Source organism: Cyclobacterium xiamenense (assembly GCF_042140265.1).
Lineage (GTDB): Bacteria > Bacteroidota > Bacteroidia > Cytophagales > Cyclobacteriaceae > Cyclobacterium > Cyclobacterium xiamenense_A.
In genome coordinates this window covers 1,686,987-1,704,662 of the sequence record NZ_CP159481.1, presented here as the reverse complement: position 1 = coordinate 1,704,662, position 17,676 = coordinate 1,686,987, and the positions used below count along the sequence as shown (strand labels likewise).

At 44.5% G+C, this 17,676-nt stretch carries 20 protein-coding genes; all 20 read right to left on the bottom strand.

From position 1 onward, the window contains the following. Nucleotides 1-2: 2 nt before the first annotated feature. The 20 genes from ABWH99_RS07355 to ABWH99_RS07260 all read right to left on the bottom strand — a co-directional run bounded on the left by ABWH99_RS07355 (nt 3) and on the right by ABWH99_RS07260 (nt 17,494). Nucleotides 3-740 (bottom strand): hypothetical protein, encoded by a 738-nt coding sequence (locus tag ABWH99_RS07355; protein ID WP_375585642.1) that lies wholly within the window; start codon nt 738-740, stop codon nt 3-5. A 336-nt stretch (nt 741-1,076) separates the two neighbouring features. Further along, nucleotides 1,077-1,916, bottom strand: coding sequence for a hypothetical protein (locus tag ABWH99_RS07350; RefSeq protein WP_375585641.1), 840 nt, complete (start codon nt 1,914-1,916; stop codon nt 1,077-1,079). Between the two features lie 23 nt (nt 1,917-1,939). After that, complete coding sequence (locus ABWH99_RS07345) at nt 1,940-2,734, bottom strand: DUF3575 domain-containing protein (RefSeq protein WP_375585640.1); 795 nt, start codon at nt 2,732-2,734, stop codon at nt 1,940-1,942. Continuing rightward, nucleotides 2,731-3,726, bottom strand: coding sequence for a hypothetical protein (locus tag ABWH99_RS07340; RefSeq protein ID WP_375585639.1), 996 nt, complete (start codon nt 3,724-3,726; stop codon nt 2,731-2,733). The genes ABWH99_RS07345 and ABWH99_RS07340 overlap by 4 nt, the downstream gene beginning before the upstream one ends. Before the next feature lie 786 nt (nt 3,727-4,512). Continuing rightward, a complete protein-coding gene (locus ABWH99_RS07335) occupies nt 4,513-5,283 on the bottom strand; it encodes an SDR family NAD(P)-dependent oxidoreductase (RefSeq protein ID WP_375585638.1) in 771 nt (256 codons plus the stop codon). 82 nt (nt 5,284-5,365) lie between these two features. Then, entirely contained in the window at nt 5,366-5,551 is a 186-nt protein-coding gene (locus ABWH99_RS07330) for a hypothetical protein (protein WP_375585637.1), read from the bottom strand. 870 nt (nt 5,552-6,421) lie between these two features. Continuing rightward, nucleotides 6,422-6,676: an acyl carrier protein gene (locus ABWH99_RS07325; protein ID WP_375585636.1), complete on the bottom strand. Its 255-nt coding sequence runs from the start codon at nt 6,674-6,676 to the stop codon at nt 6,422-6,424. 358 nt (nt 6,677-7,034) lie between these two features. Beyond that, entirely contained in the window at nt 7,035-8,210 is a 1,176-nt protein-coding gene (locus ABWH99_RS07320) for a glycosyltransferase (protein ID WP_375585635.1), read from the bottom strand. A gap of 94 nt (nt 8,211-8,304) precedes the next feature. Next, complete coding sequence (locus ABWH99_RS07315; RefSeq protein ID WP_375585634.1) at nt 8,305-8,640, bottom strand: holo-ACP synthase; 336 nt, start codon at nt 8,638-8,640, stop codon at nt 8,305-8,307. A gap of 117 nt (nt 8,641-8,757) precedes the next feature. Then, the gene (locus tag ABWH99_RS07310) at nt 8,758-9,330 is read right to left on the bottom strand and encodes a sugar transferase (protein ID WP_375585633.1); all 573 of its coding nucleotides are present in this window, start codon (nt 9,328-9,330) and stop codon (nt 8,758-8,760) included. Between the two features lie 197 nt (nt 9,331-9,527). Further along, entirely contained in the window at nt 9,528-10,634 is a 1,107-nt protein-coding gene (locus ABWH99_RS07305; protein WP_375585632.1) for a hypothetical protein, read from the bottom strand. A gap of 850 nt (nt 10,635-11,484) precedes the next feature. Next, nucleotides 11,485-12,135, bottom strand: coding sequence for an acetyltransferase (locus ABWH99_RS07300; RefSeq protein ID WP_375585631.1), 651 nt, complete (start codon nt 12,133-12,135; stop codon nt 11,485-11,487). Between the two features lie 43 nt (nt 12,136-12,178). Then, entirely contained in the window at nt 12,179-12,949 is a 771-nt protein-coding gene (locus ABWH99_RS07295) for an SDR family NAD(P)-dependent oxidoreductase (protein ID WP_375585630.1), read from the bottom strand. 53 nt (nt 12,950-13,002) lie between these two features. Next, nucleotides 13,003-14,061, bottom strand: a complete 1,059-nt coding sequence (locus ABWH99_RS07290) for a 3-oxoacyl-ACP synthase III family protein (protein WP_375585629.1) — start codon at nt 14,059-14,061, stop codon at nt 13,003-13,005. Further along, a complete protein-coding gene (locus tag ABWH99_RS07285; protein ID WP_375585628.1) occupies nt 14,061-14,282 on the bottom strand; it encodes an acyl carrier protein in 222 nt (73 codons plus the stop codon). The genes ABWH99_RS07290 and ABWH99_RS07285 overlap by 1 nt, the downstream gene beginning before the upstream one ends. 11 nt (nt 14,283-14,293) lie before the next feature. Beyond that, complete coding sequence (locus ABWH99_RS07280) at nt 14,294-14,569, bottom strand: PIG-L deacetylase family protein (RefSeq protein WP_375585627.1); 276 nt, start codon at nt 14,567-14,569, stop codon at nt 14,294-14,296. A gap of 21 nt (nt 14,570-14,590) precedes the next feature. Further along, nucleotides 14,591-14,929 (bottom strand): 3-oxoacyl-[acyl-carrier-protein] synthase III C-terminal domain-containing protein, encoded by a 339-nt coding sequence (locus ABWH99_RS07275; RefSeq protein ID WP_375585626.1) that lies wholly within the window; start codon nt 14,927-14,929, stop codon nt 14,591-14,593. A gap of 566 nt (nt 14,930-15,495) precedes the next feature. Beyond that, nucleotides 15,496-15,723, bottom strand: a complete 228-nt coding sequence (locus tag ABWH99_RS07270) for a hypothetical protein (RefSeq protein ID WP_375585625.1) — start codon at nt 15,721-15,723, stop codon at nt 15,496-15,498. A 44-nt stretch (nt 15,724-15,767) separates the two neighbouring features. Beyond that, the gene (locus ABWH99_RS07265) at nt 15,768-16,364 is read right to left on the bottom strand and encodes a sugar transferase (RefSeq protein ID WP_375585624.1); all 597 of its coding nucleotides are present in this window, start codon (nt 16,362-16,364) and stop codon (nt 15,768-15,770) included. Between the two features lie 2 nt (nt 16,365-16,366). Then, nucleotides 16,367-17,494, bottom strand: coding sequence for a glycosyltransferase family 4 protein (locus ABWH99_RS07260; protein ID WP_375585623.1), 1,128 nt, complete (start codon nt 17,492-17,494; stop codon nt 16,367-16,369). Nucleotides 17,495-17,676 lie beyond the last annotated feature (182 nt).

Here is a 17,676-nt window from a genome sequence, read left to right as displayed (position 1 = left end):
CACTATTCGTTGGTCTCTGCCTTATCGTCCCCCATACTTTTGCCAAAATTATATTTTAGCGAGATTCCGAACTCGAACCCCCTAACTGGAACTTTCAACCTTCGAGGGACATTTTCCGTGTCTCGGTAATTTTGCACGTAACTACCCATGTGATACCTACCATCAAAACCGATCGAAAGGTTACTGTCGAGAAGATAATCCAGACCAGCCTGAAGGTAGCCCCCGTAATTGTTCCCGGCATAGGTCGAGGGACGTACACTACCCTGTCCGCCAACCACGATGCGCTGCACCTCATTCTGAATAAAATACCGATTAACTCCCGCGCCAAAAAAATAACTCATCCGGCTTTCGAGAATCTCGTTGCTTAACCACTTGACACCAACCGACACGGGGAGAATACGCTGACTGATCGTCTCTTCTATTGTCAATCCTGTCAGCACCTGGCTGGCCGTAAATTTCTTATTGATGAATCCAATGCGACCGTCCAGCGATAGCCATTCGGCAAGGCCAAGTTCCAATCCTACCGAAGGCAGCAACTGCGTCACCGTACCCAAGGGAGCAATGGAAGGTACGCCTTCGATATCAAAGACCGAAAGCAGGCGGGTTTCGTCGTTTCCTTCGTAAGAACGCGCGAAAACACCAAAACCTCCGTAGATACTCTTCAGGCGGATTTGCCCGATTGCCGATTCCGCAGAACCGATAAGAACGAGTAAAGCGAATAAAAACGTGTATTTTTTCATGATTACATTTCGTTTATTAATTTCCTGCTCCTTGATTGTGGCAACTGTCCAAAGCCTCCCGGAGATTGGCATCGGCAACTACCAAAGATTGGTTAAAATTACTTCGGACATTTGCAGCGAGCCGTGTCGCCGATGCTTGCGCTTCTCGGATTTCCAAAATCCGTCTCCTCCGAAAGGTTTCAAATGTGCGAAAACGGTATCGAAACAGAGAGTACCTCGACCAATACGAATACACAAAGGCATAGGAGTAGAGCTGCCTGGCACGCCGAAAATCTCCGCGTTGAGACACTTGTCTAGCGGCAGCAAATATTGCCCGTACGGTATTGCGAATACTACTTAGCCTGGCCGAAAAAAAGCATTGTACGCATTGGTCCGCTCCGCCAGACGGCTGTTTGCCTCCGTTATGCGCCGTTGGTAATTTTGACTGATGGTTGCCAGGTTTGCGTCGCGCTGCTGCTCCAGCCTTGCAACCGCTACCGCATAAGCCTCATTTGCCGATTCCGCACAGGGCCCCACCAGCGTGAGCGAACGCAAGGCACTAGCGCTCGTTTTAACACTCAATTCCAAATCCAACTCCAAGTCAAAGTCAATATCGTCCGGAAATTCTCCTTCATCTTCCTCAAGAATGGAGAAGTCTTCGGTTTCCTCTACCGCCGGAAGTAATGCGCCGATTTCCTCGAAAGCCTCCGGGGCGGCCTCAACCGCAGTTAGTACGGTCTCCTGTTCTTCCGTCAACACCGTTTCCTCCTCTAGCAGTGCCACGGCCTCCTCTTCTTCAAAGCTCTCCACGGCCTCCGTCAACACTTCCTCATCAGTAGATCCAAGTGCCTCAGAAAGGACGGCATTGGATGTTTCCTCTACCTTCTCCACAATTTGTTCGGTCTCCTCCGCCAATTCCAGGCTGCCCTCCGACTCCACTACCTGAATAATCGAACCCGTTAGTTCACCGGCCACCTCCAGATTGGCAACCTCTCCCGTCTCCACCTCCTGCACCTCTGGTTCGGGGTCTTCTACCACCACCACATCCGGAACATTGTCAAACTCTTCGGTGACAAATTCAAAGGGATCTATAAAATCCATTTCGGACGTGCTGCACTTGATCGACAGACCGCCCAGGAAGACCAGCAACAGCAGCATCCCCCATTTTTTAGAAAAATTCATGGTAACAAATTTCATTCGATTCTTGGTTTAACAATTAACTACATGAAAACAACATTAATAAAGTACAAAACCCAGACACAATCCACTACGGATGCCCCCCAGAAGGACTCCACGTCCGTCCGTATTCCCGATTCGTTGACCCGGGGCTGTACACGAATTAGTGGATACTCGGCAGTAAACGCCAGCTCCTCGCGGATTACCTCTTGCTCCTCCGCGTCCAGTGGTATATCCGCTGAGAAAACGCCATTACTGCGTCCATAAGATCCACCAACGATCCACCAATCGAGGTAAAACTTACGTGCAAAGCGCCACTGCTTTCCTATATAGATACCTCCGGTCAGGCTGTTTAATTTACCTTCGACGGAGAGCTCCCGCTGGTAGGGCGCGGCCTCGGCAGGCAGATCAAAATCTACCGAGAGACCTGCGTAACTTGCTCGGTATCGCGCAACTCGAAAAAAAGGAGCCAGGTAAAACCCTCTACCTTTACCCTTTTTCCCCAGGTAGTACCGGATCTCGGGACTTACCGCGTAGTTGTCCAGACTTGCTTTCAAAAGATCCCCCTCAGAGACATCCTCGACAAGGGAAGCCAATTGAGTGGCATAGGGTAGCGGCCCCGAAGGCATGTATCGAGCAGTAAGAACCAGAGAGAATTTTCTATGCACTAAGTATTCAGACTGCAATTGATAGGTGTTTACCAGTAAAGCCGGTAGGTTCAGTTTAAGAATGGAGCGATCGCGGTACTCTTTGCTTTGCGCAACGGCTGGAAAGACCGCCCAAAAAGACAGAACCAAAACCCCTAGTAAAGAGATATTATGGTAACTGACTTTTTTCATACAGAAAAGGATGAAATAGCTTTTTGATTCCTCACCGACCGTCGGGTATTGTGCTTGAAGCCATGGTTTTTATGGCAAAGAAAAGTACTAAAATCCCTGTTGACGGCGACTGACACCCGTTCGAGCTTCGAATGATAGGAATTGGAGTACGTTTCAAACAAGCCATGACAAGAAACATTCGGACCCTCATCTACCACCGTGTAGGGCTTCCCGGAGGCGGCCATCCGAACAAACCGTTCAAAATCCAGAGGATCCAGCGTTTTGTCGCTGATAAAAAAGATGTGAAGGTCCGGGTTTTCCTTCATCAGGTAATCCACTTTCTTTTGAAGGTGAAAGCGGAAAAAACCTTCCATCGTGCAGGGGATGGATTCTTTTTCCATACTTCCATTCTCCACGGCAATTTGCAAGTCAAATGCAAATTTCGTCCGGTAATGATCGAGACCTTTACCAATGACGTATTTCTGTTGCAAGGCTCCCTCTTCGCTATTGAACGCCATCCCTTCCATGCAAGAATTCGATAAACTCAACACCACAAACTCGGGAGTTCCGTATATTTTTTGGAGAAATAGCCCCTGCGCATAAATATTGGGATACAAATCAACATTAAGAAACTCGATGGTCTTCCGGTGTCTGATTCCCATCGTGTAATAGTTCAGGGTTTTTCTCCGAATCAGATTGCCAAATCGTGCGTTGTTTTGATAAAAATCGGCTAGCGAAAGTCCGATTTTGAGATCAATTTTAGATTTTTTCAAAGCGAGCTTGATTATTCCTGCAAACAATACATAGCTTACCCAATTCTTAAAATCGTAGTAAAAGGACGTTTCGGAGTGCCTCACTTCCTGAACATTCATTTTAAATAAATACTCTGATCCCAAGATTATCATTTCGTGTTCTTTGGCCAATTTTTCAATAGCGAATGTATTTTTAACAGGAACCACCTCCACTCCATTTCGTATCGACACGTCATCAAACTCCAAAGCCAACCTTTCCATGTTTTTTATTTTGAAGGTAGCCAATAATCCAGACAGACTTTAAGATAGGTTTGTCAAGTGAAACAATTGGTAAATAAAGCGCAGTACGGAATTCTTTGATTAAAAAAATACTTGGAAATACATGCTTTTATCTTTTGAAACCGGTAAAATATTTTGTCCCAGAATCGGTTTAAAACCAACCAATCGTCTCCTATCGAATGAACCAACCTGAGGCTTACCAGCACGTTAATTCGGGAACCTAGGGGATGGTCGCGCTGTTGATGCCGAAAAAGTTCCTATCACCGACCCGGGTATGACCGGAAAGGCGCCTATTGGGACTTTAACATTGTAGTTACCCACTTCGGTATTGTGTGCAACGCAGCAAGGGCTGTTGAGCAAGGAATAAGCGCCGACCCTGGCAAACGGACCAACGGCGACATTGGGAGCAATCACCACAGCCTCACCGGCGCTGCCCGATTTCGAACCAACGGTCCTGAGATGTACAAATCCGATAAAGAAAGCTCTTTTTTAAAGTCGAATTTTACCCGCGTCTCCCATAATTCCAGGCTGGCAATGCCTAGCAAGTACTCAACCCCGTTAGTTGAGATATCCGTACAAATGGAACCCAAAAAGAATACCTCGTAGCCATAATCTCGGTAGGTTACGGGATTGTTATCGGTGTTTCCACCATCTGTTCGCGCTTGTGGGAGGGGTTCAGGGAATTTGCGTATTCTCTGTCGTACCATACGGCAACTTGCCATGGCTGCGCTGCTCCGATCACTATTACTTTTCTCTAATCCATCTATTTTACCTCGCTAAATAACCGCCATCCAGAACCATGTTCGTACCGGTCACCCATTTCGAGGCGTCGGAAAGCAGGTACACTGCCGCATGGGCGACGTCCGATACCTCACCCAGGCCAAGGGGGTGTCTGGACAGCATCTGCCTCATGACCTCCGGATCTCCCCTGTAAAAGGATTTTTCCAAAAGGGGGCTATTTACCAGCCCAGGCGAGATGCAGTTAAAACGCATCTGCTGGGAAGCATATTCCATGGCCAGGGAACGACTGGCGGCTACCAGGGCCGCCTTGGTCATCCCGTAGAGAAACTTCCCTTTTTCACCCGCCTCGCTCATCACAGAGGACAAAAGTACAAAACTCATCCCATCCTTGCTTTTAATCCCTGGCTGAGTCAACAGCTTGATCAGCTTTATGACAGAAAACACGTTTAGCTCAAAGGTATTGATTAGCTGCTGATGCTGGATAATCTTCAATGGAATGGTCGGCGATATGCCGGCTGCGTGTACCAATCCATCCATCGGCGCATGTTCGCGGAGCACTTTCTCTATGCCCTCCTGCCAACCCTCGGTGATTGTGAAGTCCAGACTAATGGACTGGTGTTTGCATCCATTTCTACATAATTCCAGGGTTTCCTTTAACCGATCGGGATCTCTACCCATCAATAGCAATTTCGCCCTCTTTTTCGCGCTGTGGATCGCAATGCTTCGACCGATACCGGAAGAGGCACCTGTAATCAAAATGGTCTTTCCAACCAGGGAGTAGGGATCTTGCTTTCTCATATACCGTACCGTTAATGGGTTATCAAAATGCTGACCGAGCAGCTCCACGCCTACCATCCACCAAATTTTTAGAGTTGCACGATTATCCTACGTCGACCAGCGTCGAGACGTGACATTCGGCCGGAGAGAGTACCGCCAATGCCCAGGATATTCCCACTCCAAAACCGGAAGGCATCAAACGTTTGATGGAGGTGGTTTCTTTGGCAAGTACCGAAACCCAGGTAAGCGGAATACTGACAGAGAAAGTGTTTCCAAATTTGCTGAACAATCGCAGACGCTTACCTGGATCCTTTTTAATTCTTACCACAGGTAGTCGCTCATAAACTAATTCGCCTGATGGAAGACGAAATATTCAATATCTGCCTGCCTAAGCCCTGCAAACCGAGCCTTCTTTCGAAAATATGGTAGAATCTCACGTATGAGGAAATTAACTATCTCCGCGGCTTCCATGGTCTCGTATTTGTTTGGTTGAGATAATGCCGTGGTCATTTATTCTCTTTTTTTTAGTGTTTCACTACTATTTGGGTGGAGGAATTCCCCTCATTTTATCCGAATCAGGTTGGCGGGGGTGCCATCCGATTGCAGGTGAAAAAAGATTCTATTTTCCAATGCTATTTCTGCAAGCCAGATCGCAGAACTTCCATTGACAGAGAAATACGCCTAGCGACGTACCTTGGGACGGTATACCTCGAAGCGGAACACTGCGATCGGCCACAGGAAGATTTGAATGCCTCCGGCAGTAGCAGGGAGCCCTGAACTATTAAAAGCCCTGGCCCCATGCAGGCCAAATTGGTAGTAACGGCCATGCAGCGATTGGGCAAACCCAATTTTGCCCGTAAAGTAAACGATGTGGCCGGAATCTGCTAATCCGCTGTCTGCGAAAGAAAGGCAAGAAAATAAACCCTGCCGGTAGCACATCCCGACCTTTGTCAATTGTTTTGGCGGGGCAAGACATGAATCAGCGTCGCAGGTGTCTCTTTCAACGAAATCCGCTCGTCAGTATAGGGTGTTTCCAACCTTCCAGCCGCAGACCTAGAAAAGTTTACCCGATAATCCAGAAATACAAATCGGCTTTTTGGGAACCAACACGGCCAACTTACACATGCTAAAATTGCCGATCGAAAGACAGGCTATATTGCTAGTATTTCGGTGTTTCGGCCTGAATTCGCCGATACAATTCCCCCAATGTCTCAACGCTTCGGAGCTCTGATGCTTCGATGGCAAATGCGAACTTTTCTTTCAGCTCTGACATAAGTGTTAGCTGGGCCATGGAATCCCATTCGGGGAACGCGTCAAACCGATCGGACAACTCCAGCGTTTGCTCCTCCAATTCCAAAACGTAGCCGATTATTGCAATAAACTTACTTTCCATCGGTTGACGTTGCAATCCCATAAGTCAATTATTTTTTTTCTATGAGTAGTTGATTGATGCGGATCGAGCTTTTATATTTTTTTCGGGAGAGACATATTACTTTCCCTTGAATCGAACGAATAACTTTTTACCCTCTTTTTACGAATCAGAAGCTCTATTCATCCGCTGTTGGTAAGGATATCAAAAGACCGTAGCCATTCTTGACGGGCTTTTCGTTGAAATTTTCCACCACCCATTTCAGGCGGATGTGTGCATTCCGAGACACCAGGCCGTTGCCTCACTGGTGGGCTGTCGTTGCGTCCCTGACTGCAGGAATATGGGAGCCTCAGGCGGGCCTTTCTGCCCTACTTCCAAGTGTTTGTACGGATACACTTGCGTTTCACTCTTCTTCCGCAAACAAGTCCTCCAGTGCGTAAATACTGCTATGATAGGGGATTTGCGCTGCTCTATGTAAAGCCTGTTGCGCATACTGTTTTCTGAGTATTGAATCGGCGATCAGCCTTTTGATTGCATCAGCCAGCGCATCTTTATCGGGATGACAAAGCAAACCAAAGGTCCCGTTCTCCAGCACTTCCACATTACCAGCAACGTGCGTAGCCAGTACAGGCTTTCCCAGAAGCAGCGCTTCCACAAGCGGCAGCGAATAGGATTCGGAGTAAGCGCTGCTGATAAACAAATCTGCCCGCCCTATCAGAGCTTGATAATGATCGACCGTTCCCAATAAAGTTACTTGCTCGGACAAGCCCAACTCCATGCACTGCTCCTCTAGAAATTCTTTTAACTTCCCTTCTCCAACAAGATAGAGATGAATTCGCGAATAGTCCCGCTTGACCAAGGCAAGTGCCTCAATAAGTAAATCAAAACCCTGTGCAGGGGAAAGCTCCCCTACGGCCACCATGTTGAATACCTGCGGTTCCATCCGCACAACGCAGGGACGCCGGCTACGAGACAATACCCGTTCCCTGTCAAGGGGGGGGTACAGCAACTGAAGCGCGGAGCGCAGTCCCAAGCCATATTTACAAGCCCGGTAAACCAGTCGGGAACCGGCCAGCACCACATCTGCTCGCGCCAGCCTCCGTTCGAAAGCCGTTTGCTCGGAAATATGGTCCGCAACCCGCTGTCGAAACCAGGCGAATGCCTGCAAATCCGTATGGATCCAAAGCATCCTTCGCTTTATTTTTGCCGAACTAAAAAAGAGCAAGTCCATTAAAGCGCCTCCATTTATCCCCATACCGATGGCATAATTACCACGCAACTGTCGTCCCAGGTACCTTAGAAAAGTAGAGATACCCAGCACCCGATGTAGCCATTGGGCGGCACCAAAAGCAAGCGGATGCACCCAGACCTCCTTCCAATGAAAACCAACTTCTTGGGAACAAACCGGTAGGACTAATTTCCGCCGGGTATGCAATACATGCAGGTGCACTTCAAAGCGTTTTTTATCCAGGCCACGAAGCGCATCCAGCAGCGCGTTAACCACCCAGGGTTTTTCCTCAGCGAGCACCAAGACAAGTACTTTCTTTGGTTGAATAGTCTTGACTTTTTTTTCAAGCATAGGCTTCCCAAATATCAAATGAACGTCCTTACTAACCTCCAGTCTTTTTTTAATGTCGCAAAAGAATGTAGCGCGACCCGCTATCCCACAAAACTTATCTAAAGATGGCCACTGCCACCGCATACTGCAAGGTGTGCGAAATACTCAGTTCGATAGGCGGCATGGGGGTAAGCACCGTTATTCGAACGATGGGCTTTCCTGAAGGTAGGTGTTGAATGCAAATATCCTGCATCCCAACATCCGCTATCCCGGAACATGCCTTCCAAACAGCTTCTTTGGCGCACCAAATACCGGTCAGTGTTTGCCAAGGATTGGCTTTGGTCAGCGCATATGCCCATTCCTCTGGATAATAAAGCCGTCGGAGTAGGTTGGGTTTGTTTCGCCCGATTCGCTCGATACGGCGGACTTCTTCGATATCTGTTCCAATCATTTTATCAAAGGATCTATGGGAAGCTACAAAGGTACACCTGTCCGAGACCTACCGGTGATTGGACGAAAATCATCGATTCCAACTGCCGGAAAAAGGCCGATTGGTAGGTGCATGCTCCTAAGCCGAAATGCCTTCCCTCTTCAGTACTAATTTTAGAGTTAGCCAGAGTATTTTCATATCTAACCGAAGCGTCGAACCTTCCACATAAGCTATATCCAGATCCAGGCGCTTTTGCCAGGTAAGGTTGTTGCCCCCGTTTACGCGAGCCCATCCTGTGATTCCGGGCTTTACCTCGTGCCGGCGCCGGTGATAATCGTTGTACAAGGGCAGGTAGCGAACCAATAAGGGACGGGGGCCCACCAGGCTCATGTCTCCTTTGAGTACGCATACCAACTGTGGGATTTCGTCCAGGGAAGTCTTTCGGAGCCATTTCCCCAGAGGAGTGAGTCGTTCTGCATCGGGAAGCAGGTTACCCCATTGATTGCACGCGTTACTCATCGTACGGAATTTCCAAATCGTAAACAGGCGCTCCCCTTTGCCTGGACGCTGCTGCCCGAAAAATACCGGGGGACCCTGAACCAAAAATAGGATTGCTACCAGTACCAACAAAACCGGGGACATCAGCAACAATAGCTGGCCTGCCACCCACAGGTCAATCAGCCGTTTGGCAATTTTTTCGTGCTGATTCATGGACTATCCGTTGGAATAATGACATTGGTCGCTATTTCACGTTAAGTGGTGAGGCGAATTGCCCGGTACCCATCAAAACCGCTTGATTTTTCTGCCAAAGATATGGGAATACTAAGTCTGCGGTAGCTTCTGCACCAAATTCGATCCTTTCAGACCAAGAGACGAAGATACACCCTTGAGCCGCAGCCTATATTCGCTTACGTTAGCCGATTCCCTAATTCCGTACTGGTAACAAACTCCACATCCGGCCATTTTTTGAGTACTGCCGCCAACAAATTCGATAGCTTTTCCAGGCTATTCCTTCGATTTTCTTCATCCAAGCTACCGATATAGTTGGCCCGGTGACTACTGATCACGGCCGGCTTGCGCCACAAAAAGGCGTGATCGATTTCATTCAGGCAAGATTGTACCCAATCGGTACCCGGCGAATTGGGTTCAAAAAAGGCATTTCGTGTGAGGTACCGTTGGTTGAAGCGATTTTTCTGCCCCAGCCAATGCAGCCGTCTGCGCTGCTTTCCCAAACCCAGGGGTTCCACCTGTACTTTGGAAACACCGATATACTTGATCCCCCTATCCGCACTGGTTTCTTCTAGCGCCCGGGGAAACGGTCCGTTGGGAGGCACCAGATAGGAAGCGGGATAGCCGTGAATCGCCGCAAACAACCGCAAACCGCTTTCCAATGCCTCCCGGTGGGAAGCCAGGTCCTCTTTCCGCTCCAGGTCAAAGCTTGCCCGATAACTTATTTGGTAGGGCGTATTGACCAAAAATCCCCAGCATCCCCAATCAAATCCCATGCGGGTAGCAATGTCTCCCTCTTGCAACATACGCATCCAGACCGGCACGTTTAGATGTTCTCTCCCATGAAATTCCGGAACAAAAAGCCTTTCCTCCAATCCCTGTTTCCAAAGGGGCAGCGCATCCTCCCGCCGGTACCTGCGCAGCGTGTCTGTGAACGGCTCGTAATGGTAGCGGGAAAAGCGGTCTTCTCTAATTTTATCAAAGTCCGGATTGGCTACCAGAGAGACTGCCGTAAGCACCGGAGGGTTTCCCTTCCGATCTTCGAACCTCGCTAAGGTATCGAACAGTGCCTCCAGGTCCTCGGCACTCGCCAGGGTATCCGTACGGTTATATCGTCCTGCTTCGCCCCTGCCCAGGTTGACCCCCGCTGCTTGCAGGCGTTTACAAGCATCCAGCGAAGGCATTCGAATGGATCCCCAATCGTCGGATTCGATGACCAGGTACCTCGTGCCAACCGATTTGCCAAATACGTTTTTTAAATGGGGACGTATAAACGAACCAGACATAAGAAAATACTTTATGTTTTACGCAGGAAGATTCAAACCGTTCGTAATTCGCTACCAGTGAATTTCATAGGACCAGGTAGCCATCCGCCGTAGTTCCCGAAAGATATCATCCAATCCATACCAGCTGATTTCATTCGGACAGGTTAGGACTCGTATACATCATCCGTACCTTCCGAGCTGATCAGTTCCCTCTTTCGGAAAACAAACTGATCCGCATTGTCTGGGAGGAATAAAAACCAACCCGGCTATCATTCTACGATCTGCTTTTATACCGGAAGGGATAACCGGAATTTGCAGCGAACGCTTATCCTCAGGAAATCTATTTCACGGCATGCAGAAACCATGTTCGAAAAAAACAATCTATTGCTGGAAATCGAATCTCCTCAACGACTAGATGGATCGGATTTAAACACCTTTTTAGCCCAGGGGAAATTCATTGATACCTGGTAGCTTCAAAAAAGTTGTTCGAACATTTACTTAATCCCCTACAAGGACCACGTAACAATTGCCGTAGCCATTGCGTATTCTTTACTATGGGAAATACTAACGGAAACATTAAAGTTGCTATCCGTTAAATTTCCATTTTGGATAATCGGCATAGGAAAGCCGCCTTGCCCATACCGTATTTCTATTTCAGGAATTGAGACGTGTAATCGAGGGGCTAATGATTTTAGGACGGCTTTCTTTGCACAGCATATACCTTTTAAAGTTTTCCAAGGCTTTAATTTTGAATTGGCATAATTGTACTCCGTTTCAAAAAATATTATATTATATTTTTATAAATGATTTTTATTGATGTACAATTTATAAAATCAATCGACGGATTCAATATTTGCCACAAGATGTAAACTTACCCCCTAATGATGCTAATTCTTTCTTTGTATCGATAAAATACAACTTCATCATCCCCTACATTCTTTTCAAGAGTCATTCCTGCCATAATCTTATTTCTACTCCCTATTCGTATACCTGGGATGGTGGCCGAATTAATACCGAAAAGATTTTCATCACCTACCTCCGTAAAGCCTGAAAAACATACATTTGGGCTTAAAAAATTAAATTTTCCTATTTTTGTATCATGCCCCAAACTGACTCTGCTATTGACGAGTGAATAATCTCCGATAAATGAATTGGGCCCTAGATTAACATTCGGAGCAACGACCACACCCTTTCCGATAGATGCAGTAGAGGAAACAGATGCAGAAGGGTGGATATAGCTAATAAAATTTGCACCCCTTGCAATAAATTCTTCAACAAACTTTTTCCTGTACTTCAAGTTCGCAATACCCATCAAATAAAAAAAATTTTTATCGATTTGATGAGATGAAATTTGACCTAGAAGAGGATAAGAAAAATCGTATTTTAGGTGATTTTCAGAACTATCATCGATTAAACCCAAAATTTCAATCTGCTCACGAAGTGAATCAATTTTATTTGAATGATGAATATAATCAACTAACTCAGCGGCGTGACCACCTGCACCTACAATTATTACTTTCATAAACTCATAAATTTAAAACCATAATTTTAGTCTCGTTCAAAAACTATCTGGCTAAATACCCACCATCTACTATTAGATTGGTTCCCGTTACCCAACGGGAAGCATCAGATAATAAAAAAACTGCTGCATTTGCAATATCCGAGGGCATGCCTAGACCTAGAGGATGCTGCTTCAAGACGTCATTCAAGGAATTTTCATCCTTTCTGTAATGAGAATTCATCGAAAGTGGGGTATCGACAACAGATGGGGAAATGGCATTCAAACGAATTCCCTTATTCGCATATTCAAGAGCCAAACTTTTAGATAGTGCTACCAAGGATGATTTCGTCATTGAATACAAAGATTTTCCTTTCTCTCCTACTTCACTCATCACTGAGGAAATCAGAACAATACTCATTCCCTCACTTGACCTGATTGAAACTTTAGAGATAGCCTGAATTAAATAGATTACAGAGAAAACATTTAGATTAAATGCTTCCAATAATTGCTTTTCTTTTAGAATCTTAAATGGAATAGTTGGAGAAATTCCAGCAGCATGAACTAAGCCATAAATAGGAGCATGATCGGTCAGAAATGAATAAACTCGTACTTTATTTTCCTCAAAAGAAAGAAGATCTACACTTAAAAATTCATGCATGGATTTATTTTCACACAGATCTTTTGTCTTCTCCAATCGATCTCTATCTCTACCAATTAGTAGTAATTTTGCGCCTTGACTAGCACAAAGTATAGCGATTGATTGCCCAATTCCAGAAGAAGCACCAGTAATTAGAATCGTTTTTCCTTTTAAGGAATACGGATTATTAATTTTCAAAATTATATAGAAAATTTTTAAATAATAATAAAAGATATAAACGAAACTATACTTTATACCTCTACAATTTCACTAATAAAACAGTCTTGAAAACCCATCACGGTAGAAGCCCAGGACATTCCGACTCCGAAGCCCGAAAGTAAGAGTTTTTTCTTACCTTCTAATTTCCCATGTAACTGGCTTACTATAGTTAGTGGAATGGAAACAGAGGAAGTATTGCCGAATTCACGAATGCAAGAAGGTACCTTCTCTGAAGGCAATTTCAACCTCCTCGCCAAGTACCCATTCATAAAGGCATTAGCCTGATGAAAAACAAAATAATCCATATCCTCTATTTGAACTTGAGATAAGTCCAAAATCCGTTTGAAATCGGATGGAATTTCTTTGAGCACGAAATTAAATACATCGGCACCATTCATAACGCCATGCTCATCTGTGCTGATATTTCCATGTTCATCAACAACCCTTTCTTTTACTGAATCTAAGGAACTTGGATATCGATAACCACCCGATTTAATCTTAATCAAATCCTCCTTACTTCCATCGGAATTCAAACTAAAGAAACTCCTTCCGAATTTCGAATTCTTTTCAATCAAGGCAGCTATACCAGCATCCCCAAACAGAAAAGCAACTCTACGGTCTTTGGGATGGTAGGCTCGAGAACGTGTTTCACCATCCAATAATAAAGCCTTTCGAATATGGCCGGATTGAACAAGCGAAAAAACAACTGAGATGGCATACACAAAAGCAGAACATCCTAAAGAGATGTCAAATGCCATTGTCTGCTTTGATAATCCTAGACGATCCTGCAACAAGACGGATGTCGCAGGCATCCGATAGTCAGGGGTTTGAGATACAAAAACCAGCAAGTCAATTTCAGATTTGTCAATACCCAAATCCTGAATCAATTTCTCAGCGGCAGCTTGACACAAATCAGAAGCGCAGGTACTGCCATCGGCAAACCTCCGCTCTTCTATACCGGTTTTATCAACAATCTCAGCTACGTCCTCTTTCGGGAAATACTGTATGTAATCCCGATTAATTATTTTATTAGAAGGAACAGCCGCAGCTATCCCTGATATTCCTACTTGGTCAAATTCGAGGCAAGCCATTAGTTCTTTTTATTTTGAACCAGATCAAATAATTCTTGGACAGTCTGAATTTTATCCAATTCATCAGATTCAATAAGTACCCCATATTGTTCATCCAATTCAGCGATTAAGGTCAAAAGAGCCAATGAATCCCATTCATTCAATTCTTTGAAATTATCAGACAGTGAAAGTTCGGAGACTTCTAATACTTCTTTAAGCAGATCTATAAATTGATTTTCCATATCCTATTTTATTAATTATTGATAGTTCTAATTGTCATAAATGCTTCCGCACGATAAAAACCAACAGTTGCGCCTCTAAATTTAGCTAATACCTCAATTGTCTCTTTGGAACGAGTACTCGGAAAAGGTCTTATTTGACTTTTAAAGCAACTCATAGCATTTATTTTAAAGTCAATTTGCGCTTGAATATTTTCAAAATGATTAGGAATAAACGCATCATCCCCAACATGTCTCTCTATTTTATAATACGATATCCCTACTCCAAACCCTATCATCATTGCTTTCAATTGCCTTTTTTCTGATCTGCCCTAAAATTCACACAAACTTACCAAAAAGGATGTGCTAGATGTATTACCATATATTGGCAATGCCAATGGGATTTTCTCCATCGGTATTTTAAGCTTTTTTGTGATTAGTTTAATGATTAAGAGGTTAGCTTGATGAAAAGCAAATACATCATAATCTTTTACAGTAGTTTCAGAAAGTGCTAAATAGTCTTTGATGGCTTTGTGCACATCCGGTATGGTAAAGGTGAACACAGAGGTACCTTGCATAAAAGAATTGTGAAGATTGCGTGGATTACCATCATGACACAATTCGTCTTCATGACTCGCATGTAGATTTCTATAGCCTCCTGCTGAGCCCATCAACTAGCGATACACTGCTCCATCCAAACGCATTAAGGACTTGATAGGTAGGGTATTCTCTTGGGTCTTTTCCAAATACACAGCCACTCCTTCCTCTCCAATAAGCATGATAGAAGCTCGATCCTTGGGATTGGAATCACACAAGAAATTCTACTGATTTTTATGTTGTTAAAGCTAAATAAAGCCATTTATAAGATTGTTTTGTGGGCAGGATTACCCATATATAAGTTCCCATCTTTTGGTTTGGTTATCGATACCGCTCCCTGTCCTGTCCTACCCGAACCCGATCACCTATTTTTAAACCCTGCAAAATCAATGCATTCAATCCAAAAAAATTACCATTACCGATACGGGGTTCTCCAGATACTCGCGTCAAAGGTATGAAAACATTGTATGATCCCACAACCACGTCTTGAGCAAGGGCTGAAATACTGTTAAACTGATTAAAATCACCCACCGTGAAGTCTACTGAAAACGAACAATCACGAACGACTACATTCCGCCTACCCATTTTTAAAGAGATTTGATCAGCGAAAAAAAACTCCGGATAAATGATATTCGGAAAGTCAATTTTTAGATTTACTATTTTTTTTCACGAGGATCTCGATAATTTTGGGTGAGCCGATAGCGAAAGCAATTGCCAATTTTCGGGGCCAGGCATTTAATTCATCACAACCTCCAAGTACCTCTCCAAAATGGGAAATTGCTTTACCTTTTGATACTCCATCATCAAAGAATCCAACCAAATTCCAGGCAGGAACCCGTTTATTAATTTTAGCTGGTATACAGGCCACTTATTTTCCAGAGCCACCCAAACCGTATTTGGCTATGTCTTGCATCAGTTTGTTCCGTTAAAAGGTTGAAATAATGTTGGGTCATCTGTCGTGATATCCTTTCTTTTGACAACCTTTAAGAGGGTCATCCAAAGTATTTTACTATCCAAACCAAAGCTCTGGTTATCCACGTACCACACATCCAATTCAAATTTTTTTGTCCAGCTGATGTTATTTCTTCCGTTAACTTGCGCCCAGCCGGTGATACCCGGTTTAACCTGGTGTCGCCGCTTCTGCTCTTCGGAATACAAGGGCAGGTATTTTTCAAGCAACGGTCTTGGACCAACCAATGACATATCCCCCTTTATCACATTAATCAATTGCGGTAATTCATCCAGGGATGCGGATCTGACAAACCTCCCTATTGGAGTCGTACGCGCCTCGTCTGGAAGAAGCCTTCCTTCTTCATCCCTTTCATCGGTCATGGTTTTAAACTTGATGATTTGAAAGAGTTTCGCGTTTTTACCGGTACGGGTTTGAGTGAAAAAGACACCTGCTCCCTTGTTGAAAAAAAGTAACAACAAGAACATAACCAATAGTGGAACCGAAACCAGAGCCAGTAGAAAAAGGCTTACAATAAAGTCCAGTATACGTTTTTGCAAGATTAATGAAAGATGTATTGGATCGAATTAGAACAGCTATGTTTTTGTACGGCTTTCAGCGAGTTTCCAGAGAGTTCTCTGGATTTTTCTTTGTTAGCGAAAATGCTTAAAATAAATTCCTGGATTTCACCTGCATCAACACCAGGCGAATTAAACCCAACCTGATAATTAGTTATCATACTGGCTAGTTCCGAATCCTGACTCCCAATCGCTAAAATAGGTGCTCCCACTGCCATGTAGTTAAACGTTTTACTGGGAACACTCGCGCGAGCCGCTTCCGGCTCTAACGCCACCACGGCTATATCAGCAGCTGCTAGTGAATAAGGGAGAACAGCGGCACCTTGCCAGGTTAAAAAAACTACGTTGATAAGACCTTTGCTACACGCTAAGGTCCTGAGAACGTTCTTCTTTGCTCCCTCCCCAACAAACAAAAAAAGAAATTCTCTCCTATCCCGCAAACTATCTGCTACCTCAATCAGCACCTCAAGTTTATGTCCGATTCCCATGTTACCAGAGTACAATACGACAAATTTATCTTCCCAATTATGCTCTTTCAAAAATGGGTTTTCTTTCTTTGGGATAGGGCCAAAGCTTTCTGAACCAGCCCAGATTGATACGACTTTGATTTTTTCATCAACTACATATTGACATAACTGTTGCTTCATCCCTTCACTTAAAGTAATAATCTGAGTTGCTTTAGAGAAGAGCTTTCTATTAAGCCATTTCCATGTTCTAAAAACCAAAGAAGATTCTCTTATTCCTAATACCTTTAACGAATCGGGATAGGCATCAAAAACAACCACACTAAAGGGATTTGAAAATAATAAGGCATTGAAGTAAGACATGGGAGGATTGGTATAATACAAGACCCTATAGCCTCTGTATTTCCAAGCCAATAGGCAGGTTAAATGAATGGTACATATTCCCCATGTCCACAGGCGCTTTACCTTGGAGGCTCTGTTATAAGTAATGGTTTTCTGTACTTTAACTTTTGGGTGAAGTGTTCGCTCCGTCACCTGGTTTAATCCATACATTAATACGACCTCATCGTATTCGGTAATAAAGGCATTCGCCACATCTATTGTTAGATAACCTGAGTTTTGGTTTACGATCAATATTTTGTGAGGCATGTGAAAAGCATTTTCATTTACCATTTTTAATCAGCTCACTTAATTTATACGAACTTATAAACTCTACATACTCCATTTTTTGAGTACAGCTAGGAATAATTCGCACAGCTGTTCCAGATTATTTTTTCGGTTGTCTTCGTCCAGGCTACCGATTTAATGCATCTGGTGGCACTGATCATGAC

Bases quoted from the DNA above. Each gene is read 5' to 3' on its own strand.
- ABWH99_RS07355 (WP_375585642.1), bottom strand. From the start codon at position 740: ATGAAAAAATACACGTTTTTATTCGCTTTACTCGTTCTTATCGGTTCT.
- ABWH99_RS07350 (WP_375585641.1), bottom strand. From the start codon at position 1,916: ATGAAATTTGTTACCATGAATTTTTCTAAAAAATGGGGGATGCTGCTG.
- ABWH99_RS07345 (WP_375585640.1), bottom strand. From the start codon at position 2,734: ATGAAAAAAGTCAGTTACCATAATATCTCTTTACTAGGGGTTTTGGTT.
- ABWH99_RS07340 (WP_375585639.1), bottom strand. From the start codon at position 3,726: ATGGAAAGGTTGGCTTTGGAGTTTGATGACGTGTCGATACGAAATGGA.
- ABWH99_RS07335 (WP_375585638.1), bottom strand. From the start codon at position 5,283: ATGAGAAAGCAAGATCCCTACTCCCTGGTTGGAAAGACCATTTTGATT.
- ABWH99_RS07325 (WP_375585636.1), bottom strand. From the start codon at position 6,676: ATGGGATTGCAACGTCAACCGATGGAAAGTAAGTTTATTGCAATAATC.
- ABWH99_RS07320 (WP_375585635.1), bottom strand. From the start codon at position 8,210: ATGCTTGAAAAAAAAGTCAAGACTATTCAACCAAAGAAAGTACTTGTC.
- ABWH99_RS07315 (WP_375585634.1), bottom strand. From the start codon at position 8,640: ATGATTGGAACAGATATCGAAGAAGTCCGCCGTATCGAGCGAATCGGG.
- ABWH99_RS07310 (WP_375585633.1), bottom strand. From the start codon at position 9,330: ATGAATCAGCACGAAAAAATTGCCAAACGGCTGATTGACCTGTGGGTG.
- ABWH99_RS07305 (WP_375585632.1), bottom strand. From the start codon at position 10,634: ATGTCTGGTTCGTTTATACGTCCCCATTTAAAAAACGTATTTGGCAAA.
- ABWH99_RS07300 (WP_375585631.1), bottom strand. From the start codon at position 12,135: ATGAAAGTAATAATTGTAGGTGCAGGTGGTCACGCCGCTGAGTTAGTT.
- ABWH99_RS07290 (WP_375585629.1), bottom strand. From the start codon at position 14,061: ATGGCTTGCCTCGAATTTGACCAAGTAGGAATATCAGGGATAGCTGCG.
- ABWH99_RS07285 (WP_375585628.1), bottom strand. From the start codon at position 14,282: ATGGAAAATCAATTTATAGATCTGCTTAAAGAAGTATTAGAAGTCTCC.
- ABWH99_RS07275 (WP_375585626.1), bottom strand. From the start codon at position 14,929: ATGGGCTCAGCAGGAGGCTATAGAAATCTACATGCGAGTCATGAAGAC.
- ABWH99_RS07260 (WP_375585623.1), bottom strand. From the start codon at position 17,494: ATGCCTCACAAAATATTGATCGTAAACCAAAACTCAGGTTATCTAACA.